This is a genomic window from Ruegeria sp. YTSC002 (assembly GCF_059609845.1).
The window spans coordinates 186,541-210,737 of the sequence record NZ_JBXWML010000005.1; the positions used below are offsets into that span (position 1 = coordinate 186,541).

At 58.7% G+C, this 24,197-nt stretch carries 25 protein-coding genes; 7 read left to right on the forward strand and 18 right to left on the reverse strand.

Going from position 1 to position 24,197, the window contains the following annotated elements; translation table 11 throughout:
• Nucleotides 1–9: 9 nt before the first annotated feature.
• The 3 genes from AC2FFD_RS12200 to AC2FFD_RS12210 all read left to right on the forward strand — a co-directional run bounded on the left by AC2FFD_RS12200 (nt 10) and on the right by AC2FFD_RS12210 (nt 3,375).
• Nucleotides 10–1,182 carry an MFS transporter gene (locus AC2FFD_RS12200; protein WP_496873175.1) on the forward strand — a complete coding sequence of 391 codons (1,173 nt, stop codon included), beginning with the start codon at nt 10–12 and terminating at the stop codon, nt 1,180–1,182.
• A gap of 19 nt (nt 1,183–1,201) precedes the next feature.
• Complete coding sequence (locus tag AC2FFD_RS12205) at nt 1,202–2,257, forward strand: glycosyltransferase family 4 protein (RefSeq protein ID WP_496873176.1); 1,056 nt, start codon at nt 1,202–1,204, stop codon at nt 2,255–2,257.
• Between the two features lie 95 nt (nt 2,258–2,352).
• Complete coding sequence (locus AC2FFD_RS12210; protein WP_496873177.1) at nt 2,353–3,375, forward strand: aspartate-semialdehyde dehydrogenase; 1,023 nt, start codon at nt 2,353–2,355, stop codon at nt 3,373–3,375.
• 104 nt (nt 3,376–3,479) lie between these two features.
• On the opposite strand, the gene AC2FFD_RS12215 is transcribed toward AC2FFD_RS12210, so the two are convergent.
• Nucleotides 3,480–4,415, reverse strand: a complete 936-nt coding sequence (locus AC2FFD_RS12215; protein WP_496873178.1) for a S41 family peptidase — start codon at nt 4,413–4,415, stop codon at nt 3,480–3,482.
• A 539-nt stretch (nt 4,416–4,954) separates the two neighbouring features.
• Between AC2FFD_RS12215 and AC2FFD_RS12220 the strand changes: the two genes are divergently transcribed.
• Entirely contained in the window at nt 4,955–5,872 is a 918-nt protein-coding gene (locus AC2FFD_RS12220) for an endonuclease/exonuclease/phosphatase family protein (RefSeq protein ID WP_496873179.1), read from the forward strand.
• A 47-nt stretch (nt 5,873–5,919) separates the two neighbouring features.
• Here AC2FFD_RS12220 and AC2FFD_RS12225 read toward each other — a convergent pair whose 3' ends face one another.
• A complete protein-coding gene (locus AC2FFD_RS12225) occupies nt 5,920–6,456 on the reverse strand; it encodes an SRPBCC family protein (protein WP_480685592.1) in 537 nt (178 codons plus the stop codon).
• 101 nt (nt 6,457–6,557) lie between these two features.
• A complete protein-coding gene (locus AC2FFD_RS12230; RefSeq protein WP_170345767.1) occupies nt 6,558–7,208 on the reverse strand; it encodes a carbonic anhydrase in 651 nt (216 codons plus the stop codon).
• A gap of 144 nt (nt 7,209–7,352) precedes the next feature.
• Between AC2FFD_RS12230 and AC2FFD_RS12235 the strand changes: the two genes are divergently transcribed.
• From AC2FFD_RS12235 to AC2FFD_RS12245, 3 genes are all read left to right on the forward strand, one after another.
• Nucleotides 7,353–7,742, forward strand: coding sequence for a hypothetical protein (locus AC2FFD_RS12235; RefSeq protein WP_171230088.1), 390 nt, complete (start codon nt 7,353–7,355; stop codon nt 7,740–7,742).
• A gap of 63 nt (nt 7,743–7,805) precedes the next feature.
• Nucleotides 7,806–9,188 (forward strand): leucyl aminopeptidase family protein, encoded by a 1,383-nt coding sequence (locus AC2FFD_RS12240; RefSeq protein ID WP_496873180.1) that lies wholly within the window; start codon nt 7,806–7,808, stop codon nt 9,186–9,188.
• Complete coding sequence (locus tag AC2FFD_RS12245) at nt 9,185–9,922, forward strand: C40 family peptidase (protein WP_480685589.1); 738 nt, start codon at nt 9,185–9,187, stop codon at nt 9,920–9,922. Before AC2FFD_RS12240 ends, AC2FFD_RS12245 begins: the two co-directional genes overlap by 4 nt.
• Here the strand turns inward: AC2FFD_RS12245 and AC2FFD_RS12250 are convergent.
• The 15 genes from AC2FFD_RS12250 to AC2FFD_RS12320 form a co-directional block, all read right to left on the reverse strand.
• Nucleotides 9,919–10,269: a DUF2794 domain-containing protein gene (locus AC2FFD_RS12250; protein ID WP_480685588.1), complete on the reverse strand. Its 351-nt coding sequence runs from the start codon at nt 10,267–10,269 to the stop codon at nt 9,919–9,921. The two genes, AC2FFD_RS12245 and AC2FFD_RS12250, sit on opposite strands and share 4 nt — an antisense overlap.
• 73 nt (nt 10,270–10,342) lie before the next feature.
• Nucleotides 10,343–12,007, reverse strand: coding sequence for an ABC transporter permease (locus tag AC2FFD_RS12255; protein WP_496873243.1), 1,665 nt, complete (start codon nt 12,005–12,007; stop codon nt 10,343–10,345).
• Between the two features lie 122 nt (nt 12,008–12,129).
• A complete protein-coding gene (locus tag AC2FFD_RS12260; protein WP_170345772.1) occupies nt 12,130–13,347 on the reverse strand; it encodes a phenylacetate--CoA ligase family protein in 1,218 nt (405 codons plus the stop codon).
• 19 nt (nt 13,348–13,366) lie between these two features.
• Nucleotides 13,367–14,200, reverse strand: coding sequence for an ABC transporter ATP-binding protein (locus AC2FFD_RS12265; RefSeq protein ID WP_257599764.1), 834 nt, complete (start codon nt 14,198–14,200; stop codon nt 13,367–13,369).
• A gap of 109 nt (nt 14,201–14,309) precedes the next feature.
• Complete coding sequence (locus AC2FFD_RS12270) at nt 14,310–15,593, reverse strand: ABC transporter substrate-binding protein (RefSeq protein ID WP_257599763.1); 1,284 nt, start codon at nt 15,591–15,593, stop codon at nt 14,310–14,312.
• A 74-nt stretch (nt 15,594–15,667) separates the two neighbouring features.
• Complete coding sequence (locus tag AC2FFD_RS12275; protein ID WP_257599762.1) at nt 15,668–16,744, reverse strand: branched-chain amino acid ABC transporter permease; 1,077 nt, start codon at nt 16,742–16,744, stop codon at nt 15,668–15,670.
• A gap of 3 nt (nt 16,745–16,747) precedes the next feature.
• On the reverse strand, nt 16,748–17,005 hold the full coding sequence (locus AC2FFD_RS12280) for a hypothetical protein (protein WP_170345775.1): 258 nt from the start codon (nt 17,003–17,005) through the stop codon (nt 16,748–16,750).
• Nucleotides 17,005–17,439 carry a hypothetical protein gene (locus tag AC2FFD_RS12285; RefSeq protein WP_496873181.1) on the reverse strand — a complete coding sequence of 145 codons (435 nt, stop codon included), beginning with the start codon at nt 17,437–17,439 and terminating at the stop codon, nt 17,005–17,007. The genes AC2FFD_RS12280 and AC2FFD_RS12285 overlap by 1 nt, the downstream gene beginning before the upstream one ends.
• Nucleotides 17,426–18,412, reverse strand: a complete 987-nt coding sequence (locus AC2FFD_RS12290; RefSeq protein WP_257599761.1) for a branched-chain amino acid ABC transporter permease — start codon at nt 18,410–18,412, stop codon at nt 17,426–17,428. Before AC2FFD_RS12290 ends, AC2FFD_RS12285 begins: the two co-directional genes overlap by 14 nt.
• A 29-nt stretch (nt 18,413–18,441) precedes the next feature.
• Complete coding sequence (locus AC2FFD_RS12295; protein WP_171635456.1) at nt 18,442–19,260, reverse strand: ABC transporter ATP-binding protein; 819 nt, start codon at nt 19,258–19,260, stop codon at nt 18,442–18,444.
• Nucleotides 19,250–19,513, reverse strand: a complete 264-nt coding sequence (locus tag AC2FFD_RS12300; RefSeq protein WP_257599759.1) for a hypothetical protein — start codon at nt 19,511–19,513, stop codon at nt 19,250–19,252. The genes AC2FFD_RS12295 and AC2FFD_RS12300 overlap by 11 nt, the downstream gene beginning before the upstream one ends.
• Nucleotides 19,510–21,453, reverse strand: a complete 1,944-nt coding sequence (locus AC2FFD_RS12305) for an AMP-binding protein (RefSeq protein WP_496873244.1) — start codon at nt 21,451–21,453, stop codon at nt 19,510–19,512. Before AC2FFD_RS12305 ends, AC2FFD_RS12300 begins: the two co-directional genes overlap by 4 nt.
• Before the next feature lie 173 nt (nt 21,454–21,626).
• Nucleotides 21,627–22,025: an 8-oxo-dGTP diphosphatase MutT gene (mutT, locus tag AC2FFD_RS12310; protein WP_058275090.1), complete on the reverse strand. Its 399-nt coding sequence runs from the start codon at nt 22,023–22,025 to the stop codon at nt 21,627–21,629.
• Nucleotides 22,022–23,248, reverse strand: a complete 1,227-nt coding sequence (gene argJ, locus AC2FFD_RS12315) for a bifunctional glutamate N-acetyltransferase/amino-acid acetyltransferase ArgJ (protein WP_496873182.1) — start codon at nt 23,246–23,248, stop codon at nt 22,022–22,024. Before argJ ends, mutT begins: the two co-directional genes overlap by 4 nt.
• Before the next feature lie 6 nt (nt 23,249–23,254).
• Nucleotides 23,255–24,103 (reverse strand): peptidylprolyl isomerase, encoded by an 849-nt coding sequence (locus tag AC2FFD_RS12320; RefSeq protein ID WP_170345779.1) that lies wholly within the window; start codon nt 24,101–24,103, stop codon nt 23,255–23,257.
• Nucleotides 24,104–24,197 lie beyond the last annotated feature (94 nt).

A 24,197-nucleotide genomic window follows, 5' to 3' on the forward strand; every position in this document is an offset into this window, starting at 1 on the left:
AGGCGGGATATGCAGGCGGGTTTGGTGGTTTTGTGCCTGGGCTATGTGCTCAGCCAGTTTTTCCGTGCATTTCTGGCTGTGCTCAGCCTGGATCTTGAACGCGACATCGGCGCCACACCCGAAGATCTGGCCTTTGCGTCGGGCCTTTGGTTTCTTGTGTTCGCTGCAATGCAAATCCCGGTTGGCTGGGCGCTGGACAAGGTTGGGCCCAGGCTGACCGCAGCCGCGCTTCTTCTGGTTGGTGGTGCAGGAGGATCCGCGATTTTTGCGGTCGCGACCTCACCGTTGCATGTCAGTGTTGCCATGGGCCTGATCGGCGTCGGGTGCTCTCCGGTTTTGATGGCATCCTATTTCATCTTTGCCCGCGAATACCCGCCCGCGAAATTCGCGACACTGGCCGCCGTCATGCTGGGTGTCGGCTCGGTGGGCAATCTCGTGGCCTCCTATCCGACTGCGCTTGCTGTCGAATGGATGGGATGGCGCGCCACCATGGTTGGGCTTGCCGTGATATCTGCCGCGATTGCTTTGGGTATTTGGCTGAGCCTGCGTGATCCCGCGAAGGTTGATACGGAACACAAGGGTACGCTGCTGGACCTGTTGAAAGAGCCTGCACTGTGGCTGATCATGCCCTTGATGCTGGTGGCCTATGCGCCCTCCGCCGCGCTGCGCGGGCTATGGGCCGGGCCGTATCTGAACGATGTCTTCAGGCTCAGCACCACCCAGATCGGCACCGCGACACTGGTCATGGGGTCTGCGATGATTGTCGGTACCTTTGTCTACGGACCGCTGGATCGCATATTTGGCACTCGGAAGTGGGTTATCTTCACGGGCAACGTGCTGGGCGTGGTGGCGCTGACCCTGCTTTGCGTGTGGATTGACCATACCACATGGCTGTCCGTTCTGCTGTTGGCCGTCATTGGGTTCACCGGGGCCAGCTTTCCGGTCATCATGGCCCATGGGCGGGCCTTCGTCCCCCCCCATCTGGTGGGCCGAGGCGTGACCCTGTTGAACCTTTTCGGGATCGGAGGGGTCGGCATTGCCCAATTTGTCACCGGGCGCATTCATGCCGCCACCGCTGAGATCGGGACAACCGCGCCCTACACCGCGATATTCGGGTTTTTTGCGGTAACCCTTGCCATCGGTTGCGTGATTTATCTATTCAGCCGGGATAATGTGGATTGAAGCAATTGCGGAGCAAGCCGTGCAGGAAATCGAGGTTATAGCGCCGAACCTGAAACACAGCCTCTCCGGCGTCACCACAACCGTCATCCGCCTGCTGCCGATCCAGAAGCATATGATCGGGATCGTTGCCACGGGACCCGGCCTGCCGGATGATCTGCCCCACATCCGATTGATCAAAGTTCCATTCCTTTCGAACAGGACGCCCCGGGTGTGGCATGCGCGGCGCAATACCGAAATGCTGATGGGTCTGTTTCTGAAACATGTGCTGCGACGCAATCTGAAACTGCTGTTCACTTCGGCTGCGCAACGAAATCATTCGGGGTTCACCAAGTGGCTGATCTCGAAGATGGATGCGCTGATCGCCACAACGCCGCAAGCGGCGTCGTTTCTGGAACATCCCGCAACCGTCATCATGCACGGTGTGAACACCGAACTGTTTCACCCGGCCGTGGACAAAACCGCCCTGCGGCAGAAACTGGGGCTGCCAGAAGGGACCTTGATCGGGTGTTTCGGGCGCATTCGACCTCAGAAAGGCGTCGATCTGCTGGTGGATGCGGCGATCGAGGTTCTGCCGAACCATCCCGACGCCAGCATCGTATTCACCGGGCGCGCCACCAAAGAATTTGAAGCGTTCCAACGGGAACAGGAGGCCAAACTCAAAGCTGCCGGTCTGTCGGACCGGGTGCACTTCCTGGGCGAGCGTCCCTGGGAGGAGATCGTTGAAACCTACCGCGCCCTTGACCTGTTCGTGGCCCCGGCCCGTCACGAAGGGTTCGGCCTCACACCGCTTGAGGCGATGGCTTCCGGCGTGCCTGCAATCGCCTGCCACGGGGTTGGCGCGTTCAGCGCCCAGATCGAGGACGGGGAAACCGGCCGCTTGATCGAAAAGGACAACGCCGCGGCACTGGCCAAAGCACTTGAACAGATGCTGAGTGATCCGGACAAGCTGGTGCAATCCGGTCAGGCCGCAAGACAGCGTGTCGAGCAGCATTTTCGAATCGAAGGTGAGGCCGAGGCCATCGTGCGGGTCTATCGGTCTTTGCTGAACACAGGCGAAAACGCGCATTCGGGTTAAAATCGACGTCAATTCGGCCAATTCACCCGTGATAGCCCTTTTTTCTTCGCTGCAACGCGGCTATGAACGCGCGTCCTTAACTTTGGAGACATGAAATGGGCTATCGCGTCGTTGTCGCCGGCGCCACGGGTAACGTGGGCCGCGAAATGCTGAACATCCTGGCGGAACGCCAGTTCCCGGTCGATGAACTTGCCGTGCTGGCAAGCCGTCGTTCGCTGGGGACCGAGGTGAGCTTTGGCGACAAGACACTGACCACCCAGGACATCGACACCTTCGACTTCACCGGCTGGGACATGGCACTGTTCGCCATCGGCTCGGACGCAACCAAGACCTATGCCCCCAAGGCGGCTGCGGCTGGCTGTGTGGTAATCGACAACTCGTCGCTGTATCGCTATGACCCGGACATTCCGCTGATCGTGCCGGAATGTAACCCTCAGGCGATCCAAGACTACAAGAACAAGAACATCATCGCCAACCCGAACTGCTCGACCGCGCAGATGGTGGTGGCACTCAAGCCGCTGCATGACCGCGCCAAGATCAAGCGCGTCGTGGTCTCGACCTACCAGTCGGTGTCGGGCGCCGGTAAAGAAGGCATGGACGAGCTTTGGGATCAGACCAAGGCGATCTACAACCCGACAACGGACGTGCCGCCGAACAAGTTTCAGAAGCAGATCGCCTTCAACGTCATCCCGCAGATCGACGTCTTCATGGAAGACGGCTCGACCAAGGAAGAATGGAAGATGGTCGTCGAGACCAAGAAGATCGTCGACCCGTCGATCAAGGTTACCGCGACCTGCGTCCGCGTGCCGGTTTTCGTCGGCCATTCCGAGGCCGTGAACATCGAGTTCGAAGAGTTTCTGGACGAAGACGAAGCCCGCGACATCCTGCGCGAAGCGCCGGGCATCATGGTGATCGACAAACGCGAAGCGGGTGGCTACGTGTCACCGATCGAATGCGCGGGCGATTTCGCCACGTTCATCAGCCGTATCCGCCAGGATTCGACCATCGAGAACGGTCTGAACCTGTGGTGCGTCAGCGATAACCTGCGCAAGGGCGCCGCCCTGAACGCGGTGCAGATCGCGGAACTTCTGGGCCGCGAGGTTCTGAAAAAGGGCTGACATCCCGATTTTCGCCAAAGCCTGAAAACCAGAAAACCCGCTGATTTTTCAGCGGGTTTTTTGATAAGTGCCAGGTTTGCGGGCTGGACGACCGTCGTGCGAATTCAACGGTCGTTTATCCAATTGCTCATGCTCTTGAGAACGCGTTGATGGAACTCGCCTTGCGCATCCTCTTCCGCAGACCCTTGGACCCATTCCAAATCCAAATTCAGTGCACCTACAGCTACGATTTTGCGCGCAACTTCGGGCGGGGTGGTTTCGTCAGCCGTTCCGTTCTTCCAATCATGAAAGGCTGATGAATATCGAACGACCGCTTTGCTGGCCGGCAGATCGAGCAACCCGCCCTCTGCAAAGAACGTTAAGCCATCACCCATCTCCTCTCCAATGAGTGTGAGCCTGTTTCCCAATCGATGTTTGAGGATGGCTACAAACACGATCGCTGCGGAAAACGTGAATTTATCGACAAGCACAACAACCTGCTTGTTTGCGCTTTCCGAGATTGCGTCGATCAAGGGCATCGTCAGAAGAAAGTCGCCACCCGTATTTCCGCGAACGTCGATCAAGAGCGGTTTGTTCGAGCAGGCGCGCACGCGTTCCGCAGCGGCTGAGATGCCTGCAAGCAGCGCAGTTTCGTTCGGATCGAAGAAGCTTGGCAACGCAATTGATAGCCCAAGGTCCTGCCAGTTCTTTATCTCTACAAAAGCCTCGGGCTGCCAGGTGGGATCATCCTTGCCGTGCTCGTTTCTGGGGTACAGCGCGGATCCGGGAACGGTGTGTCCATTGGCCACTTTCAGGTTCGTTATCTGTCCATTTTCGTCCCGCAGACGATACTCGGTCGTTCCGCTGCCTGACGCAAAACCCAAACGTGCCAGAGCGTACGGCCAAGCCAAAAGAATCGGTCCGATGACCCGTTTCCTTTGGTGCCTTCCCGCCAGAAACTGCTCAGCAGCGGCTTCAATCCAGCTCAGATCTGCGCCATTGACCGCTATCAGCTCTCCTCGAGGTGCGGTTATCTCTGGTGCCGCGCCGATGAGTTGCACGGAACGCCCTACGGTCACGAACCTCAGCGGCAGCACCTCGATCGCACCGTTCGGGATCAACCGTGTGTGCCCATTATCGGGAAGTGCCAATAGACGCATCGCTGACATCAGGAAGGCTTCGTTGGAGCCCTCCAAGGCGTGTCGCCGGGTTTCACAAATACAGCTGTCTATCACGGCCCTTTCGATCCTCCGAAAGCTGGGATCGGTTGGCAGCACAGTTTCCAAAATTTGGTTCAGATCTTCCGTGAGCGACATGTTTCACGGTGCGCATAGCCGCTCGTCAATGTCCAGATTGAGCTCAAGAGAGGACTATCAACACCCAAATCGGATTTGCTCTCAGTCTCGTCTGCCAGTCAAACTTCACCTCTACTTGTAACTTCGAAAGAAACCTGTGCAGCCGCACAGTCTTGCGCGCGTTGAAAATCGCCAAGCTGTTGACAAAACCAGACACGCTTGCCACCTAAAACTGAACCTTGTTCGTGGCGGATGCCGGAAGTCCAGAAAAAATACTGCCCGGTGCAGGGTAAAAGAGGCAGGGCATGCAAATTTCGACCAGACACAGGATTGCCAAGTCCCTGACCATCGGATGCACATGCGTTCTGATGGCACTGATCGTCATCGGCTTTACGGGGCAGGTCTTTGCCGTAGGAGATTCAATCGCTCTGCTCCGTCCTCAGGCTGGTGTTCTGCTTCTGGCCTGCGCCGTGATACTTCTTTTCATGCGTGCCAGATTTCTTGCATTGACCACCTTGGTCTTTGCCGGGGCGGCCATTGGATCCATCGCCGCCAGCGTTGCCGCGCCCTCGGACGATTGCAACGGATCCTGCCTGACGCTGTACCAGAAGAACCTCATGAGCAAAGCCTGGCCCCGGTATTCACTGGCCGAAGACATCATTGAGTCCAATGCACAGATCGTGACGTTGCAGGAAGTCTCCAGCCACAATCGCAAGTACATGAGCAACCTGTTCGAGCATTACCCCGAAAAGGCGATCTGTGAATTCCGCCCTGAACAAAACGTCGCTATCCTGACGACCTTGCCGATCGTCGAGAACTCCGAATTCTGTCTGCAAGGTTATGGGCTTGTGGGGTTACAGGTCAAAGCGCCCGGCGGTGATTTGATCTGGGTTGTTTCAGTTCATCTGAACTGGCCATTTCCTTACGACCAGTCCAGGCAAAGCCAGGTGATTGCCGACCGCATCAGCCAACTTGAAGGGCCGGTTCTGATTGCCGGGGATTTCAACATGGTGCCCTGGGGCGAAAGCGTCAGACGGATCGGAGCGGCCGCAAACAACCAGAGCTTTGGAACCGTCCTGAACACCCACAACCTCGGCAGTTGGAAAATCCCATTGCCGATAGACAACCTTTTGTTCCCCAAAGGCACAACCGGAACGGTAGAGCTGCGCCCCTTCATGGGATCCGATCACCTGGGAAAGCTTGCCCGGTTTCGACTGGGCTAGGACTTCCGCAAAGCACACCGCCGCATGCTTCCATACAAACAAGCGGCCTAGCCTTGGGTTTCAACCAGTTCCTTCAGATTGGTCAGACCACGTTCATAGTCCTCGCCCACCCATGTATCCATCATCACCCCCATCCAGCGGGAGATAGGGTTGAGACCCAGATCCGAGTCAAACCCCCAGGTCACTCTGGTTCCCGCCCCGTCAGGCTCAAGGATGAAGGACGCCGCGGCAGTACCCATCGGACCAAAATCAAGCGCCGTTCTGACCCGTTGGTTTTCCACGCTCTCGACGATTTCCTGTGATCCCGTGCCGACCTGCGGGTGATCCGACGCCCAGTTCAGAGTGTTCCCGACCCCGGCGGCAGGGCCGGAATAGGTCAGTTTGGTTTCGGGATCGCGGTGCAGCCACGGAGACCACTTTTCGGTTTCCTGCATCGAATTCACGTAAGGAAAGATGGCTTTTGGCGGCGCATCGATCGCAATGCTACGCGAAACTTCTGCCTTTCCCGGCAACAGATAGGAAGCCGCGACCAGAACCAGAATGCAAACGACCAATCCTGCGAAGATGCGCTTGATGACTTTCATGGTAGGCTCCGATCTTCAAATGCAATGAGTGGAGTATACCAAAAACGGCCCTGAATCAGAGCCGCTATCTGTATCGTTTCGGATTTGTCGATGTGTTGTCGTCAGACCGGGACGAACTTTTTTTGGTAAGGGTCATAGCTTTCAAGCCCGCCTGCACCGATATCCGTCCACAAGCCGTGCAAGCTCAGCGCGCCTTGATCAACGGCTGACGAGACGAAGGGGAAGGTCATCAGGTTTTCCAGTGATGCGACGACCGATTGACGTTCGAACTGTCGTGCCTGTTCGACACTGTCTTCGATATCCGCGACCAGTTCGTATTTCGGCTTGAGAATATCCATCCAGCGACCAACAAAACTGTCCTTGGCATCCAGCTGCGGCGCCTGCCCCTTGCACATGTCGATACAGCCCTGCACGCCGCCGCATTGCGAATGCCCCAGCACTATCAAATGAGCGACCTTGAGCGCCGTTACGGCATATTCGATGGCGGCGCTGGTGCCGTGGTGGTCCCCGTCCGGAGCATAGGGCGGCACCAGGTTGGCGATATTGCGGTGAATAAAGAAATCGCCCTGGTCAGCGCCGAACATGGATGTGACGTGAACCCGGCTGTCGCAGCAGGATATGACCATGGCACGGGGGCGTTGCCCTTCATCGGCAAGACGGCGATACCAGACTTGGTTTTCCGAATATGTCGTGGCCTTCCATCCGTGATACCGTTTTACAAGGTAGCTCGGCAGAGGTTTGGCAAATTCCATTTCAATGTCCCCGTTCTTGTCGCTGACGGATGATCTAAACCGAATTCAAAGAAAATTCGAGCCATTATCCAGTTTCCCTGCAAGGTTTTGCAAAGGAATTTTCTGCCAGGATCAAGACCGCGCCGTGGGGGCGTTTGAATTAGGGTGAATGTGGTGGAAAAGATTATCACGCTTGAGCACAAGGAATCCGTCCGTCTGGACTCGGATCAGCTGAGCGGGCTGTACCGGCAACTTGGCGACAAAAACGCGCTGGACGTTCTGTGTCGCACGGTCGAAGAGCTTGCCGTGCGCCTGTCAAACTGCGAACGCTACTGGCGTCAGCGCGAATGGGCGGACCTGCGCAAATGCGCCAGGTCACTGGTCGCTATATCCGAACAGATCGGGATGACGGCCCTGGCCCAGGTGGCGGGTGACGTGGCCCACACCGTCGATGCCGGTGACGCCGTTGCGGCGGGCGCGACGCTTGGGCGTTTGATCCGCGTGGGCGAACGATCGCTGACCGCCGTCTGGGACCAGCAGGACCTTTCCGTCTGACAGGGGTTGCGGGCAGATCATGCGCGGTTAGTCTGTGCGCAGAAACCATCAGCCGAGACGCCCATGACCCTGTCCTTCGCCCCATCCTCTGACCCGTCCATACCGCTTCATGTGATTGCGCAACCGGATCTGGACAGTTGGTTGCAGGACCAGCCGGATACCGCCCGGGCCTGGGTTGCCGCAAACGGGTTTACAGGTGCGATGGGGCAGACCCTGCTGGTGCCAGACGCACATGGCGCGGTTGATTTTGTGCTGGCCGGGTATGGAACAGAAGACAAGCGCGCGCGAAGAAGGTTCCCATTGGCCGCCGCAGCCATGGCATTGCCCGAAGGAACCTATCATATCGCGTCCGGCATTCCCGCCGATCGTCTGGAGATGGAGTGTTTTGGCTGGTTGATGACAGGCTATGCCTTCGACCGCTACGCGTCTCAATCCGCTGGAACTGCGGCGCTGGTTGCGCCCGAAGGTGTCGATGCCAACCGTATCGAAGCGATGGCCAATGCCGAAGTTCTGACCCGCGATCTGGTGAATACGCCAGCCTCGGATATGGGTCCTGAGCAGTTGCAGCAGGCGGCCGAGGCTCTGGCCGGCGAATTCGGTGCCGCGTGCAGCGTGATCAGCGGCGCGGCCTTGCTGGAACAGAATTTCCCCATGATCCACACCGTAGGGCGCGCCGCCGAACAGGCCCCCCGGCTGATCGAGCTGAATTGGGGCAGCAGCGGCCCCAAGCTGACTCTGGTCGGCAAAGGGGTATGTTTCGATACGGGCGGATTGAACCTGAAACCGGGCGCATCCATGGGTCTGATGAAGAAAGACATGGGTGGCGCGGCCAATGTGCTGGGGTTGGCGCGGATGATCATGCAGCTGGGTTTTCCCCTGCAATTGAGGGTCCTGATACCGGCGGTCGAAAACGCGCTTGCCGGAAATGCCTTCCGTCCAGGCGACATCCTGACCTCTCGCAAGGGGCTGACGGTCGAGATCAACAATACGGATGCCGAAGGGCGTCTGGTGCTTGCTGATGCGCTGGCGCTGGCGGCTGAAGGAGAGCCCGATCTGGTGATCTCGATGGCGACGCTGACCGGGGCCGCCCGTGTGGCTGTGGGCCCCGATCTGGCACCGTTCTACACCGATGATCAGCGCTGCGCGTCTGCCCTGTCGCATGCCGCAGAGGCTTCGGCTGATCCGGTCTGGCGCATGCCGTTCCACACGCCCTATGAAGCGATGATTGAACCCGGTATCGCCGATCTGGACAACGCGCCGTCGGGCGGGTTTGCAGGGTCGATCACAGCCGCCCTGTTTCTGCGCAGGTTCGTGGGCGCATGCCGCTACATACACTTTGACATCTATTCCTGGCAGCCCAGCAAAGAACCGGGGCGCACCAAGGGCGGTCTGGGTCAGGGGCCACGTGCCGTTTTGGCGGCCTTGCCAGAGATATTGGGACTGTGACACGCCACCGCATATCCGCACCCGTTGTCGATTTGCTGCGCAGCCCAGACGGACCACGCGACCGGCAATTGTTGTTCGGTGATACGGTTCGGATCGAGGAAACAAAGTCAGGGTGGAACAGGGTCATCGCAGACAAAGACGGGTATACCGGCTGGTTGCGAACGGATCAGCTGACGGCGGATGCGCCTGCGACCCATTGGATCACGGCGCCTGCAACGCATGCCTACCAGGAAGCGGATTTCAAAAGCCGCGATCTGGTGTCGCTGAGTTTCGGAAGCAGAATCCAAGCCAGGACCGAGACGGACCGGTTTGTTGAAACCGAACTGGGTTATATCCCAAAGGTGCACACGGCGCCGATGACCGTAAAGCCTGACGACCCGGTCGAAGTGGCCAAGCTGTTTCTGGGCACACCCTATTTATGGGGCGGCAACAGCCGGTTCGGCATCGATTGTTCCGGGTTGGTGCAGGCAGGGCTTTTGGCTTGCGGCCTGCCTTGCCCCGGCGACAGCGGCGATCAGGAGCGCGCTTTGGGCAATACCGTGATCGAAGGGACCCCTGCGCAACGGGGTGATCTGTTGTTCTGGAAAGGGCATGTGGCCTGGGTTTCGGGCGACAACATGCTGCTGCATGCGAACGCCAGCCATATGGCGGTGGTATTCGAGCCAATGGATCAGGCGATCCACCGCATAATGGATCAGGGTGACGGGCCTGTGACAGCCCACAAAAGGCTCTAATCCGGGTTTACGGCCCGGATCAGCTTGCGCTCCAATACCCGCAGGACTGCTCGCAGATCATGGCCGCGCTTCAGGATACGGCCATCCATACCTATGACGGAATACATTCCCTGTCTCGACCGCAGGCGCGGATGCTTTTCGACTCGGTAGATCGGGTGTTCCGCGGTGCGCCGGAAGATCGAGAACACCGCCATGTCGCGCAGGTTGGAAATGCCATAGTCGCGCCATTCCCCGGCGGCGACCATCCGACCGTAAACGGATAGGATTTGAGACATCTCATGCCGGTCGAAAGCCACGGGCATCTGCGCTGCGCTTGCCGAGAGCCGGCTGGGAGGCTGCATATTCATACCTTCAGCCTTGCCGGAAATCGTATTTGAATCAAGCCTGATGCGCTGTTGTCTTACAATTACGACACAAGTGTTACCGTCGGCCGACCTGACGGCAGATCAGGATTACAGGCAGCAGACCTACGGCCAGAATGACCAGCGAAGGCACAGCTGCGCCCTCCAATCTCTCGTCCGAGGCCAATCGATATGCCTGCACCGCCAACGTGTCGAAATTGAACGGGCGCATGATCAGCGTGGCCGGAAGCTCCTTCATCACGTCAACGAACACGATCAGCAGGGCCGTCAGCAGAGACGGGGTCAGAATGGGCAGGTGAACACGCCGCAGTGTTCCCAACGGCGTCTGACCAAGTGAGCGGGCTGCGGCATCCATATTGGCGTGCACCGTGCTTTGGCCACCCTCATATGCGCTGAGCGCAGCAGCCAGGAACCGCACCATGTAGGCAGCGACCAGCAGCCAGATCGAACCTGTAACCAACAGCCCCGTGGACACGTCGAAGGTCTGCCGCATCCACACATCCAGCGCGTTGTCAAAGCTCGCGAAGGGGACGATCAAACCAACCGCGATGACACCACCGGGCACGGCATATCCCAGACGCGCCATATAGGCGGTCGCAGACGAGGCGCGCCCCGGTCTCAGACGTTGAAAGAACCCGACGCTGATCGCCGCAAAAACGGTGATGACCGCCGCCGTACCAGCAAGGATCAGCGAATTCTGAATGAAGCCGATATAGCGCTGCGACAGCAGGTTCTGTTCGGAATCCAGGCCCATCTCGACCAAAATGATGACAGGCAGCAAAAATCCGAAAAGAACAGGTATCGCGCAAAGCAGGAATGCGCCACAGGCCCGCAGGCCCGTCAGATTTGCCGCCGGTTGCGCCACATGCTGTTTCCCGGCCTGATAGTATTTTGCCTTGCCGCGCTGGGTGCGCTCGGCCACGGCCATGATCAGGGCAAAGACCAGCAGGCACAGCGCAAGTTGTGCAGCCGCCGCTCGGTCGGCCATGGAAAACCAGCTTGTGTAGATCCCGGTGGCAAAGGTCTGCACGCCGAAATACGACACGGTTCCGAAATCAGCGATGGTCTCCATGACGGCCAGCAGAACGCCGCCTGCAATGGCAGGCCGCGCCATTGGCAGTGACACGCGCCGAAACGCCAGCCATGGATTGTTGCCCAGCGCCCGCGCCGCCAGAAATGCGGTTGCGCTTTGTTGCAGGAACGCAGCCCGCGCAAGAAGATAGACATAAGGGTAAAGCACCAGGATCAACATGACCGCCGCACCCTCGGTCGAGCGGATTTCCGGGAACCAGTAGTCGCGCGGGCCCCAACCGGTTACATCACGCAGCGTGCTTTGAACGATGCCTGGGTGATCCAGAATGAAGGTGTAGGCATAGGCAAGAACATAGGCCGGAAAGGCCAGCGGAAGGACCAGTGCGATTTCTAGAAACCGCACTCCGGGAAAACGGGTCATCGTTACCAGCCAGGCCGCCCCGGTGCCGATACTGAACGTGCCCGCCGCGACCAACACCACCAGAATCAGGGTCGTCACGATATAGCCGGGCAGCACCGTCTCCATCAGGTGCGAAATCGTGTCCGTTCCCCCGGTCACAGCCGCCAGGACCACAGCGATCATGGGCAACAGACACGCGGCAGCCACGACATAGGCGATCCCCGCCAGCAGTCGGGTACCACGCACACCGCGATTGCGCGATCCATTCTGTGAAAACTCGATTTCGGCCATCATCCCGGCTTGTGATTGGCAAAGGCGAAGGGTCCGCCTTTAATCGACCAAAAAGCTCGGAAACACCAGTGCATCGGTAAACAAATCTGCGGCGCAAACTGCCGCAGACTTGAAAAAGGTCATTATTCGTAGACGCGCTGATCCTCGATCACCACCCCGTCCCTGGGAAGGGATCCGGGGGCCACAACCTCGATCGCGCCCTTCAGCTTCAACACCTCGGCCACTGACTTGGCGTATGCCGGGTCGTCACCACGTGGGCTTTCAATCCGGACTGTCATCGTGTCCATCTCACCCTGACGGGCTGCGATAACGCGGGCTTTGACGATTTCCTCGTGTTTGTCGACCAGGGCCGCTACCTGTTCCGGGCGTACGAACATCCCCTTGATCTTGGTGGTCTGGTCGGCGCGCCCCATCCAGCCTTTGATCCGGGTATTGGTCCGGCCACAGGGTGAGACACCCGGCATGACGGCCGAAAGATCTCCGGTCGCAAAGCGGATCAACGGGTAATCCGGGTTGAGAGAGGTCACGACAACCTCGCCCACTTCGCCCGGTGCTACCGGTGTACCGGTTCCGGGCGTCACGATTTCGACGATCACGTGTTCGTCGATGATCATCCCCTCCATCGCAGCGCTTTCATAGGCGATGTTACCCAGATCCGCCGTCGCATAGCATTGCAGGCACGAAATACCGCGATCCGCATATTCCTGCCGCAGGGACGGGAACAGCGCGCCACCACCAACGGCGGCCTTGGAGAAATTCAGCGAAACGCCCATCTCGTCGGCCTTGTCCAGGATGACTTTCAGATAATCAGGGGTGCCCGCATAGGCGGTGCAACCAACGTCACGCGCGGCTGTCACCTGCAATTCGGTCTGCCCGGTTCCCGCCGGCAGAACGGCAGCACCAACAGCGCGGGCACCGTTTTCAAAGATCATGCCTGCCGGTGTCAGGTGATAGCCAAAGCAGTTCTGGACGATATCACCAGCTGCAACACCAGCGGCATGCAGGAACCGGCCCATGCGCCACCAATCGCGGTCAGTGCTGCCCGGTTCATAGATCGGACCGGGAGACTGGAACACGTGATGGAAGTGGCGCGCAGGCTTCACGGTGAACCCGCCAAAAGGGGGGCGCTCTGCCTGCGCGCGGATCAGGTCCGATTTGCGCAGCACCGGCAACATCGGCAAATCATCTGCCGAAACCACCTTGTTAGTGTCTGATTCAGAAAAATGTGCAGCAAACCCGGGGGCCGATGCCGCACGCTTGATCTGCTCTACCAGCGCTGCGGCCTGATCCGAAGCGCGTTCGTCCGCCGAGCGTGTTTCGAGTGCGTCGAAAAAGGTCATCGCCATATCCTCCATCCGCTCACAGCCACCTCTTGCGGCGGCGATAGGACCGCACGTCGCGAAAGCTTTTGCGGCCTTCGTCAGACATACCAAGGTAGAATTCCTTGACATCCGGGTTCTCGCGCAGTTCGGCGGCCGGGCCATCCATCACAACGCGCCCGGATTCCAGAATGTACCCGTAATGCGCAAACCGCAGGGCGACGTTTGTGTTCTGCTCGGCCAACAGGAAGGACACGCCCTCTTTCTCGTTGAGGTCCTTCACGATGCCGAAAATCTCTTCGACCAACTGCGGCGCGAGCCCCATCGATGGTTCGTCCAGCAGGATCGTCTCGGGGCGCGACATCAATGCCCGGCCCATGGCAACCATCTGCTGCTCTCCACCCGACGTATAGCCGGCCTGCGAGCGGCGGCGTTCTTTCAGGCGGGGAAAGTAATTGTAGACCAGTTCCAGATCCCGCTGGATTGCCGCGCTGCCGTCCTTGCGGGTATAGGCACCCGTCAGCAGGTTTTCTTCGACCGTCAGGTGTTCGAAACAATGACGGCCTTCCATCACCTGAATCACACCTTTTTCAACCAAAACGGCGGGGTCGCTTTCGTGTACGTTCTGGCCACGATACTTGATCGTGCCTTTCGTGACCTCGCCGCGTTCCGAATGCAGCAGGTTCGACACTGCCTTGAGCGTGGTCGTCTTGCCCGCGCCATTGCCCCCCAGCAAGGCCGTGATACCGCCCTTGGGCACAGTCAGGCTTACGCCCTTCAGCACGAGGATCACATGGTTGTAGATCACTTCGATATTGTTGACCTCAAGCAGGGTTTCCGCCTGCACGTCAGTGGTTTGTGCCGCATCCAGCATCAGCGCGTGTCCTCATGCCTGTCCCCTTCGGGACTGTTCGTGAGGAGCGGCGGCAAACCGCCGCTCCGGTTGTATGCACCGCCCCGGAATGTCCGGGGCGATGGGTTTATCATTCACAACGCGGAGTGATGTTGTTTTCAGCCGCATATGCGCCCGAGTCTTCTTCGATCAGCGCACTGATCACCTCGACATCGGTCGGTTTGAAATCCTGAACCGGGTTCCAGGTTCCTGCTGCCGCATCCCACTGAACGACGCCCACAAGGCCGGGGCCGCCATGGTTTTCACAGCTTACCGAGAATTCGGGTCCAAAACCTGCCATGCCCAGACCTTCCATCTTGGCATTGGTGATCTCCAGCGCTTCCATTCCGTCACGCATCATCGATGCGTCGATGTCGGCGGTTCCGTGCATCTCCTGCGCGGTCTTCACGGCTTCGGCGGCCAGCATCGCGGCATACAGACCGCGGTTGTACTGAACCGTTCCCAGCTGATCACCTGCGCCCGCGGCTTTGCCCGCATCCACAACGTACTTCTTCAGATCGTCATAGACCGGATAGTCCATACCCAGGCCGGTGAAGGTCAACGCCTTATAACCATTGGCTTTTTCACCTGCCGGCTCAACGTCGAATTCCGCGCCCGACCACCATACACCGATGAAGTTTTCCATCGGGAAGCGGATGTTGGCGGCTTCCTGAACCGCAACCTGGTTCATGACGCCCCAGCCCCACATGATGACATAGTCGGGCTTTTCACGGCGGATCTGCAACCACTGCGACTTTTGCTCCTGACCGGGATGGTCAACGGGCAGCAGGGTCAGTTCATAGCCATGCTTTTCGGCCAGGGTTTCAAGCGTACGGATCGGCTCTTTGCCGTAGGCAGAGTTGTGATAGACCAGCGCAATCTTCTTGCCGCTCAGATCTCCGCCATTTTCATCCAGCAGATGGTTGATCGCGCCGGATGCACCGTTCCAATAGTTGGCCGGATAGTTGAACACATGGCTGAACACCTTGCCGTTGGCAGCCGAGGTCCGGCCATAACCCATCGTGTGAAGCGGGATACCGTCTGCCGTTACTTTCGGGATCAGCTGATAGGTGATGCCGGTTGACAGAGGCTGATAGACCAGCGCGCCTTCACCCTTGGTGGATTCATAACATTCCACACCTTTTTCGGTGTTATAGCCGGTTTCGCACTCGATAACCTTGGCCGGAACGCCACCGATACCGCCATCGCGTTCGTTCAGCAGGGTGAAATAGTCTGCATAGCCATCCGCGAACGGAATACCGCCCGCTGCGTATGGGCCAGTCCGGTAGCTGAGCGATGGAAACACCAGGTCGGCCATGACCGGACCTGCGGCCATCACGGCGCCCAGCGCCAGGGTTGCCAGTTTCTTGTTCATCGGGTGTGTCCTCCCTTGATTGATCCGATGTTGAGTTTCGGGCTTCGCACCCGTCTTTTCCTTGGGCCTGCCCCTTAGTGCGGGAACGGCCAGAGTCTGAGTTTCTCTTTCGCCACACGCCACAGCTGCGCCAGCCCGTGTGGTTCGAGGATCAGGAACATGATGATCAGCGCACCCACGATCACCAGGTTGAGGTGCGCCACGATGTCAGTGGGCCAGCCCAGCAAATCGACGCCGACAAGTTTCAGAACAACCGGCAGCAACACCAGGAAGGCGGCTCCGGCAAAGGATCCGAAAATAGACCCTAATCCGCCGATAATGACCATGAACAGCACCAGGAACGATTTCTGGATGCCGAACACCTCGCCAACCTCGACCGCGCCCAGATAGACCGCGAAGAACAGCGCGCCCGCGATGCCCACGAAGAACGAGCTTACGGCAAAGGCGGTCAGTTTCGCCTTGAGCGGGTTCACCCCGATGATCTCGGCGGCGATGTCCATGTCTCGGATCGCCATCCATGTCCGCCCTGTCGTACCGCGCGTCAAGTTGCGTGCAACGATGGCGCAGAAGGTCAGGAAAATCAGACAGAACAGATAGGTGGCCCAGGCCGATGCATTCGGACCGGTGATGATGATGCCGAACACATCCCGTTCCGGCGCGTTGATCTGCCCCGAGGCCGAATAGTTGTAGAACCACGGCACCCGGTTGAACAGCCAGACCAGAAAGAACTGCGCCGCCAGCGTCGCCACCGCAAGGTAGAACCCCTTGATCCGCAAGGATGGCAAGCCGAACAGCACACCGACGATGGCCGTTATCCCGCCGGCCAGCAACACGTGAATAAACATGCTGACATCCGGGAAAGCGGTCATCAGCTTGTAGCAGGCATAGGCCCCAACGGCCATGAACCCCCCGGTACCCAGGCTGACCTGCCCGCAATACCCCACCAGAATGTTCAAACCGATTGCCGCAATGGCATAGATCAGGAAAGGCAGCAGAAGTGCATTGGCCCAATAGTCGTTGATGATGAACGGAATGATCCCGAACGCTACGGCAAGGACGACATAGTACCGATACCGATCGAACTTGATCGGGAAAGTCTGGCTGTCATCCACGTAGGAGGTTTTGAAATCTCCGGCCTCACGATAGAACATGTCTTACTTTCCCCATTGTTCCTGCGCCCGGTTCCGGGCTTCGGCGTCCAGTTGATTGGACCCTTTGGCATATCCACTCGCCTCCGAGGCGCGCACCAGTTTCAGGTAGGCCAGAACCCCCATGATCAGCCCTGCAAAGGCCAGGATCGCTGCAATCGTCAGTTGGCCTTCGGTCAGATCGTCTGATGTGAGGGCGATGTAGCCAAAGGCCCAGAACCCCGCCCATGCGATCACGTTGATGATGGCGATCAGCTTGGTCATCAGTACAAAAACCCTCTGATTTTTTCGAAGTCCGTAGTTGCCCAAATATTGATCATCCGGAATTCATCTGAAGCGGTTTCGCCTGAGACCGTGAAATAGAATATCGTGTTATCACTTTCGAACATCACGACTTCACTTATGAAGTATTCGCTCTGGCGAACGCGTCTTAGGGTCACACACTTAAGTTCCCCCTCACCGGACAAACTCGAGATCTGATCTGCCAAGTTTTTCTTGGCCGCATCCTCGATTTCAAAAGACCCAAAGGCGGTATTGAAGCGCCTTTCCTGCATGCGAGTCTTGACCGTTTCCAGGCCTGCGTTTTCTGTCGGTTCACTGATTGCGGTGCATCCTGCCGAAGCGAAACCAGCGATCAAAACGGTAGCCGCAATGGAGCAAAAAAGAGGATACAGTGTTTTTAACCTAAACCCTCTCAATGATCTTCTCCCCAAACAGGCCCTGCGGTCGGAACACCAGAAAGATCAGCGCCAGCACATAGGCGAACCAGTTCTCGGTCGCGCCGCCGACCATCGGGCCGATGGCAAACTCGAACAGCTTTTCACCCACGCCGATGATCAGCCCGCCAACGATGGCTCCGGGGATCGAGGTGAACCCGCCCAGCATCAGCACTGGCAACGCCTTGAGGGCGATCAGCGACAGCGAGAATTGCACGCCCGACTTGGTGCCCCACATGATACCTGCGACCAGGGCGACAAATCCCGCAACCGACCAGACCATGACCCAGATGAAGTTCAAAGAGATGCCAACGGACAGCGCCGCCTGGTGGTCATCTGCTACCGCCCGCATCGCGCGGCCCTGCTTTGTGTATTGGCTGAACGCGACCAGCGCCGCGACCAGAAGCGCCGCGATGACCGTCGCCACGATGTCCAGATTGTCGATGAAGAAGCCATAGCCGAAGATGTTGAACGTCGTCTCGTCAATCCACAGGTTGATCCCCTGCGGCAAGCCCACATCCAGCGTCTTGATCTCGGACCCCCACATCAGGTCGGCGACGCCTTCCAGGAAATATGCCAGACCGATGGTCGCCATGAACAGGATGATTGGCTCCTGCCCAACCAGATGTCGCATGACGAACCGCTGCACACACCAGGCCAGCAACACCATCACACCCATCGTCAGAATGATCGCCAGCAACGCGGGCACATTCCACCCGAAATAGTGGATATGGGTGCCGAAAGTCGCGTTGATCAGATGCGCAAACGGCACCTGCCCGTTCATGATCCCGACCAGCGTCATCGCCGCGAACAGGGCCATAACCCCTTGGGCATAATTGAAAATCCCAGACGCCTTGTAGATCAGTACAAAGCCCAACGCGACCAGAGCATACAGCACCCCGGCCATCAGACCGTTGAGGATGACCTCCATCGCGAATACGAGTTGTTCAGGCATGCCAGCCCCTCCCCAATTCTGCCCAGAGCTTAATCATGGCTGACCCCCAGATAGGCGTCGATAACCTCTTGGTTGTTGCGCACTTCGTCAGGCGTGCCGTCACCGATCTTCTTGCCGTAATCCATCACGACCACCCGGTCGCTCAGATCCATCACAACGCCCATGTCGTGTTCGATCAGAGCGATGGTGGTGCCGAATTCGTCATTCACGTCGAGGATAAAGCGGCTCATGTCCTCTTTCTCTTCGACGTTCATGCCCGCCATCGGCTCGTCCAGCAGCAACAGCTTGGGCTCCGCCGCCAGCGCGCGGGCCAGTTCGACGCGCTTTTTCAGGCCATAGGGCAAGCGCGACACCGGCGTCTTGCGGATGTGCTGAATTTCAAGAAAGTCGATGATCTTCTCGACCGCCTCGCGGTTTTCTGTCTCTTCCTTCTCGGCCTTGCCCTTCCACAGTGCCTGCTGAAGGATATTGGTCTTCATGTACCCCAGCCGCCCGGTCATCACGTTGTCCAGAACGCTCATCCCTTCGAACAAAGCAATATTCTGGAACGTCCGGGCAATGCCCTGCTGCGCCACCTCAAAGGGCCGCATCGGCGGGCGTTTTGACCCATGAAACCAGACCTCGCCTTCCTGCGGAACATAGAAGCCCGAGATCACGTTCAGCATCGAGGATTTTCCGGCACCGTTCGGCCCGATGATGGCGCGGATCTCGCCTTCCCGAATGTCGAACGAGATATCCTTGATCGCAACCACACCACCAAAGCGCAGGGTGATGTTCTTCATTTCCATCACCACACCGCCGATCTTGCGACCGTCTTCGGTGACATATCCTTCGGAATTATCCAGCATCATTCGCCCACTTCACAATACGGTTCAGGAAAAGGCAGCTAAGCACACCCGCTCCGACATACGCGTAGATTGCGCCGCCATCGAAAGCCTTCGCGGGATAGGCAAGGGCGCTCAGAATACCCACGATTAGGCCGATGAACCCGCTGAAAACGTAGGAATAAGCGTTCGAAACTCGCTCGGAAAAATAGACGACCGCTCCGGCACCAACACCCATCGACAAAGCGACAATCAAGATTGGCAAAATGAAACTCATTCTGCGGCAACCTTGTGTTGGGCGACGGGAACAACCGGCGCATCGACGATTTCCAGCGTCGCCGAGATCGACCCCTTGCGCCCATCCTCATAGGTCACCTCGGTCGTGGTCGAAACCGTCTTGGACCCGTCATAAAGCGCGGCAATGATGTCGCTGAACTTGTCCTCGACAAACCCGCGCCGCACCTTTCGGGTCCGGGTCATCTCGCCATCGTCGGCATCCAGTTCCTTGTGCAGAACCACAAAGCGGTGCACCTGACAGCCCGACAGCATCTCGTCAGCGGCAACCGACTTGTTCACCTCTTCCACATGGGCCTTGATCGTCTCTAACACGCGCGGATGTCCCGCCAGTTCCTGATACGAGGCATAGGCCACGTTGTTGCGCTCGGCCCAGTTGCCGACCGCGGTCAGATCGATATTGATGAAGGCCACGCAGCGATCCTTGCCATTGCCGAACAGCACCGCCTCCAGAATATCCGGATAGAACTTCAGCTTGTTCTCGACATATTTCGGCGCGAACATCGACCCGTCTGCCATCTTGCCCACGTCCTTGGCGCGGTCGATGATCCGCAGATGACCCGAGCGTTCCTCGATGAACCCCGCGTCGCCCGTGGCCACCCAGCCTTCAGGGTCCTTGGTTGATGCGGTCGAGTCCGGGTTCTTGTAATACTCGACGAACACGCCGGGCGAGCGATAGTAGATCTCGCCATTGTCGGCGATCTTCAGCTCGACATCGGGGGCCGGGACGCCAACGGTGTCGGCGCGCACCTCGCCGTCGGGCTGGACGGTGATGAACACGGTCGCCTCGGTCTGGCCATAGAGCTGTTTGAGGTTGATCCCCAGCGAGCGGTAGAACTCGAAGATCTCGGGCCCGATCGCCTCGCCCGCGGTGTAACCCACGCGGATCCGGCCATAGCCCAGCGTATCCTTGAGCGGCCCATAGACCAGGATGTTGCCGATCGCGTATTTCAGGCGGTCCATGAAGCCGACGGGTTGGCCATCCAGGATGCGCCCGCCCACCTTCTTGGCGTGGTCCATGAAAAAGTTGAACATCCGCTGCTTGAGCGCGCTGGCATCCTGCATGCGGATCATCACATTGGTCAGCTGGGTCTCGAACACGCGCGGCGGGGCGAAGAAATAGGTCGGCCCGATCTCGCGCAGGTCGGTCATCATCGTGTCTGCGCTTTCGGGGCAGTTCACGCAGAACCCGCACCAATAAGCCTGACCGATGGAAAAGATGAAATCACCAACCCAGGCCATCGGCAGATAGGACAGGATGTCTTCGTTCCGGGTCAGGTGATCGAACTCGGCCGAGTTCCTGGCGCTTTCGATCACGTTGCGGTTCGACAGCACCACGCCCTTGGGCTTGCCCGTGGTGCCCGAGGTATAGAGCATCACGCAGGTGTCGTCATAGGTGATCTCACCGATGCGCCTGTCCAGTTCGGCGTCGAAACGCGCATGACCGGCGCTGCCCTCGGCCTTGATGTCGTCAAGGGCATTCATCTGGCTGTGGTCGTATTTCCGCATCCCCCGCTTGTCGGTATAGAGGATGTGTTTGACCTGATGCAGGTTTTCCTGAATCTCGATGACCTTGTCGACCTGCTCCTGATCGCCGCAGACGACATATTTCGCGCCGCAGTGCTCCAGCACATAGGCCATCTCTTCGGCAACCGCGTCCTGATAGAGAGGCACCGGAACGGCACCGACCATCTGCGCCGCAACCATTGACCAGTAATGTGCCGGACGGTTGCGCCCGATCACGGCGATGTGGTCACCCTTTTCAACGCCAAGTTCAAGAAATCCCAGCGCCAACGCGCGGATCTCGGCGGCCGTTTCCGCCCAGGTCCAGCATTGCCAGATCCCGAATTCCTTTTCGCGGTAAGCCGGGGCATCCCCGAACTGCGTCGCATTGCGATGTAGCAGCGCCGGAAGGGAGTGCATCCCCTCGGCGCCCGACTGCGTCTGAGCCAATTCTATCTCTCCTCCCCATCCGGCCCGAGTTTGGGCCGGAACGGCACCGCCGGGTCAGACCCGCGCGCCGCTGCCCCGATTAAGGACAAGGAGAAAGATCAGCGTCAACTTTTTCGTGATGTTTTCCGGAATCTTACGAATTGTTACAACCAATCCCGCAAAATCGGGATCAGTGGCACATCCGCCGCTGGCATCGGGTAGTTGCGCAAGTCATTCGCCCGCACCCATTTCAGCGCCTGACCCTCTTTCGACTGCGGGATGCCCTCCCATTTGCGGCAGGCAAACAGTGGCATCAGCAGGTGGAAATCGTCATAGCTGTGGCTGGCGAAGGTCAGCGGCGCAAGGCATGAGGCCCAGGTGTCGATGCCCAGTTCCTCGTGCAATTCGCGGATCAGGGCGGCCTCGGGGGTTTCGCCCGGCTCGATCTTGCCGCCGGGGAACTCCCACAGCCCGGCCATGGATTTGCCTTCGGGGCGTTGGGCCAGTAACACGCGGCCCTCGATGTCGATCAGGGCGACAGCAGATACAAGTAAGGTCTTCACGAGCGATAATCCGCGTTGATCTCGATATACCCGTGAGTCAGATCGCAGGTCCAGACGGTGGATTTCCCCTCGCCCAGCCCCAGATCGACCGCAATCACGAGGTCCTGACCTTTCATATAGGCGGCGGCGTCTTCCTCGCGATAATCCGGGCTGACCCAGCCTTTTTCCGCCACCAGGATATCTCCGAAGGAAATGCTCAGCAGGTCACGGTCGGCGGCGGCGCCCGACTTGCCGATGGCCATGACAATGCGGCCCCAGTTCGGGTCCTCGCCCGCGATCGCGGTCTTGACCAAGGGCGAGTTGGCGATGGACAGACCATGCACCTTGGCATCCGAAGCCGAAGCGGCACCGGTCACGCGGATTTCCACGAATTTGGTGGCGCCTTCGCCGTCGCGCACCACTTGTTGCGCGAGGTCCAGCATCACCGTTTCAAGCGCCTCTGCGAAAGCGGCGTTGCCGGTGGCATCGACGCCCGAGGCTCCGGTCGCGCAGAGAAGAAGGCTGTCGGAGGTCGAAGTGTCGCTGTCCACAGTGATGCAGTTGAAGGTGCGGTCTGTCTGGGCGCTCAGCATTTCCTGCAACGCGGATTGCTCGACCTGAGCGTCGGTGAAGATATAGACCAGCATCGTCGCCATGTCTGGCGCGATCATGCCAGACCCCTTCGCAATCCCTGCAATAGAGACTGTTTTGTCGCCGATTTCGACCTGTGCGCCCGCCCCTTTCGGGAACGTGTCCGTCGTCATGATCGCCCGCGCGGCGTCTTCGATTGCATGGCGGCTGAGGCCGGATTTCAACGCCTCGAGCTGCGAGATGATGCGATCATGCGGCAACGGTTCACCGATGACTCCGGTGGATGAGGTAAAGACCCGCTCGACCGGGACACCGGTCGCTTTGGAAACGGCCTGCGTCACCTCGGCAACCGATGTCTGGCCGTAATGCCCGGTAAAGGCGTTGGCGTTGCCCGAGTTCACAAGGATCGCCGCGGGTCCGTCGCTGGGGCCGCCGATTTTCTCCTGACAATCCAGAACCGGTGCCGCACGGGTGGCCGAGCGGGTGAAGACGCCCGCCACCGACGTGCCCGGATCAAGAACAGCCAGCATGACATCCGTGCGGCCCTGATAGCGCACACCCGCTTCGACGGTGGCAAAACGCACACCGTCAATCGCAGGCAGTTCAGGGAAAGACGCGGGCGCCAGCGGCGAAACCTTTGTGATCGTGGCCACGGGTCTTTACTCCTGAATCAGGTCCAGCTGGCGCATGATCTCGGGGCCTGCGCCTTCCAGCGCGGGGCGTTCGATCTGTGCCTGCTGGGTCAACTCGTCGATCCGCGCCTGAATGGCCTCTTGCTGAATGGATTGCGCCAGCTCATCGCGCACCGCGTCCAGTTCGGGGGCTTCGGTTTTGCGCTTGTCGTTCAGCTTGACCAGATGCCAGCCAAATTGGGTTTGCACCGGATCCGACACCTGCCCTTTTTCCAGCGCGATCACTGCCGCCTCGAATTCGGGTACCATCTGGCCTTTTCCGAACCATCCCAGCGCGCCACCATTCGGGCCGGACGGACCGGTCGAGTTCTCTCGGGCGAGTTCCGCAAAATCGGCACCATCATCAAGCTGTGCCTTGAGCGCTTTGGCTTCTTCTTCCGATTCCACCAGAATATGGCTGGCGTCGAATTCGTCTTCACCCGCGAATTCATTGAAACGCGCATCGTAAGCGGCCTGAATGGCTTCGTCGGTAACAACATCGCTGGTCAGGGCCGCGACCGTCTGAACCGCCTGAAGCGACCGCTTTTCATTGTCGAGTGTCAGCGCGTTCCGCTTGTTCAGGCCATCCTGTTGCTGTCCCAGCAATTGCTGCTGGATCAGCTGTTCCAGAACGAAGTCGAACAGCACGTCGTCTTCCGCCTGCTGATATTGCGGTGGCAGAGAAGCGACGGTGGCGATCACGTGACCCAATGTGATCTCATCCCCGTTTACCCGAGCGACAACGGTCGACGCATCCGGCTGGTTTTCGGCAGCCAGCGGCAGGGCCATCACGGCGGCCAGGGCCAGCGATGGCAGAAAAGTGAGACCTTTGGGCATTGAATCATCCTATTTTCTTGCCGCGACAGGGCGCGGCGTTGACACTCTGGAACCTGCCGCTTACATCGCTTTGAAGCCTTGGACAGGGCCGCCT

Excerpts from the sequence above, each read along its gene's own strand:
- AC2FFD_RS12200 (WP_496873175.1), top strand. The coding sequence starts at position 10 with ATGCAGGCGGGTTTGGTGGTTTTGTGCCTGGGCTATGTGCTCAGCCAG.
- AC2FFD_RS12210 (WP_496873177.1), top strand. The coding sequence starts at position 2,353 with ATGGGCTATCGCGTCGTTGTCGCCGGCGCCACGGGTAACGTGGGCCGC.
- AC2FFD_RS12220 (WP_496873179.1), top strand. The coding sequence starts at position 4,955 with ATGCAAATTTCGACCAGACACAGGATTGCCAAGTCCCTGACCATCGGA.
- AC2FFD_RS12225 (WP_480685592.1), bottom strand. The coding sequence starts at position 6,456 with ATGAAAGTCATCAAGCGCATCTTCGCAGGATTGGTCGTTTGCATTCTG.
- AC2FFD_RS12230 (WP_170345767.1), bottom strand. The coding sequence starts at position 7,208 with ATGGAATTTGCCAAACCTCTGCCGAGCTACCTTGTAAAACGGTATCAC.
- AC2FFD_RS12240 (WP_496873180.1), top strand. The coding sequence starts at position 7,806 with ATGACCCTGTCCTTCGCCCCATCCTCTGACCCGTCCATACCGCTTCAT.
- AC2FFD_RS12250 (WP_480685588.1), bottom strand. The coding sequence starts at position 10,269 with ATGAATATGCAGCCTCCCAGCCGGCTCTCGGCAAGCGCAGCGCAGATG.
- AC2FFD_RS12255 (WP_496873243.1), bottom strand. The coding sequence starts at position 12,007 with ATGGCCGAAATCGAGTTTTCACAGAATGGATCGCGCAATCGCGGTGTG.
- AC2FFD_RS12260 (WP_170345772.1), bottom strand. The coding sequence starts at position 13,347 with ATGACCTTTTTCGACGCACTCGAAACACGCTCGGCGGACGAACGCGCT.
- AC2FFD_RS12265 (WP_257599764.1), bottom strand. The coding sequence starts at position 14,200 with ATGCTGGATGCGGCACAAACCACTGACGTGCAGGCGGAAACCCTGCTT.
- AC2FFD_RS12270 (WP_257599763.1), bottom strand. The coding sequence starts at position 15,593 with ATGAACAAGAAACTGGCAACCCTGGCGCTGGGCGCCGTGATGGCCGCA.
- AC2FFD_RS12275 (WP_257599762.1), bottom strand. The coding sequence starts at position 16,744 with ATGTTCTATCGTGAGGCCGGAGATTTCAAAACCTCCTACGTGGATGAC.
- AC2FFD_RS12280 (WP_170345775.1), bottom strand. The coding sequence starts at position 17,005 with ATGACCAAGCTGATCGCCATCATCAACGTGATCGCATGGGCGGGGTTC.
- AC2FFD_RS12290 (WP_257599761.1), bottom strand. The coding sequence starts at position 18,412 with ATGCCTGAACAACTCGTATTCGCGATGGAGGTCATCCTCAACGGTCTG.
- AC2FFD_RS12295 (WP_171635456.1), bottom strand. The coding sequence starts at position 19,260 with ATGCTGGATAATTCCGAAGGATATGTCACCGAAGACGGTCGCAAGATC.
- AC2FFD_RS12300 (WP_257599759.1), bottom strand. The coding sequence starts at position 19,513 with ATGAGTTTCATTTTGCCAATCTTGATTGTCGCTTTGTCGATGGGTGTT.
- AC2FFD_RS12305 (WP_496873244.1), bottom strand. The coding sequence starts at position 21,453 with ATGCACTCCCTTCCGGCGCTGCTACATCGCAATGCGACGCAGTTCGGG.
- AC2FFD_RS12320 (WP_170345779.1), bottom strand. The coding sequence starts at position 24,103 with ATGCCCAAAGGTCTCACTTTTCTGCCATCGCTGGCCCTGGCCGCCGTG.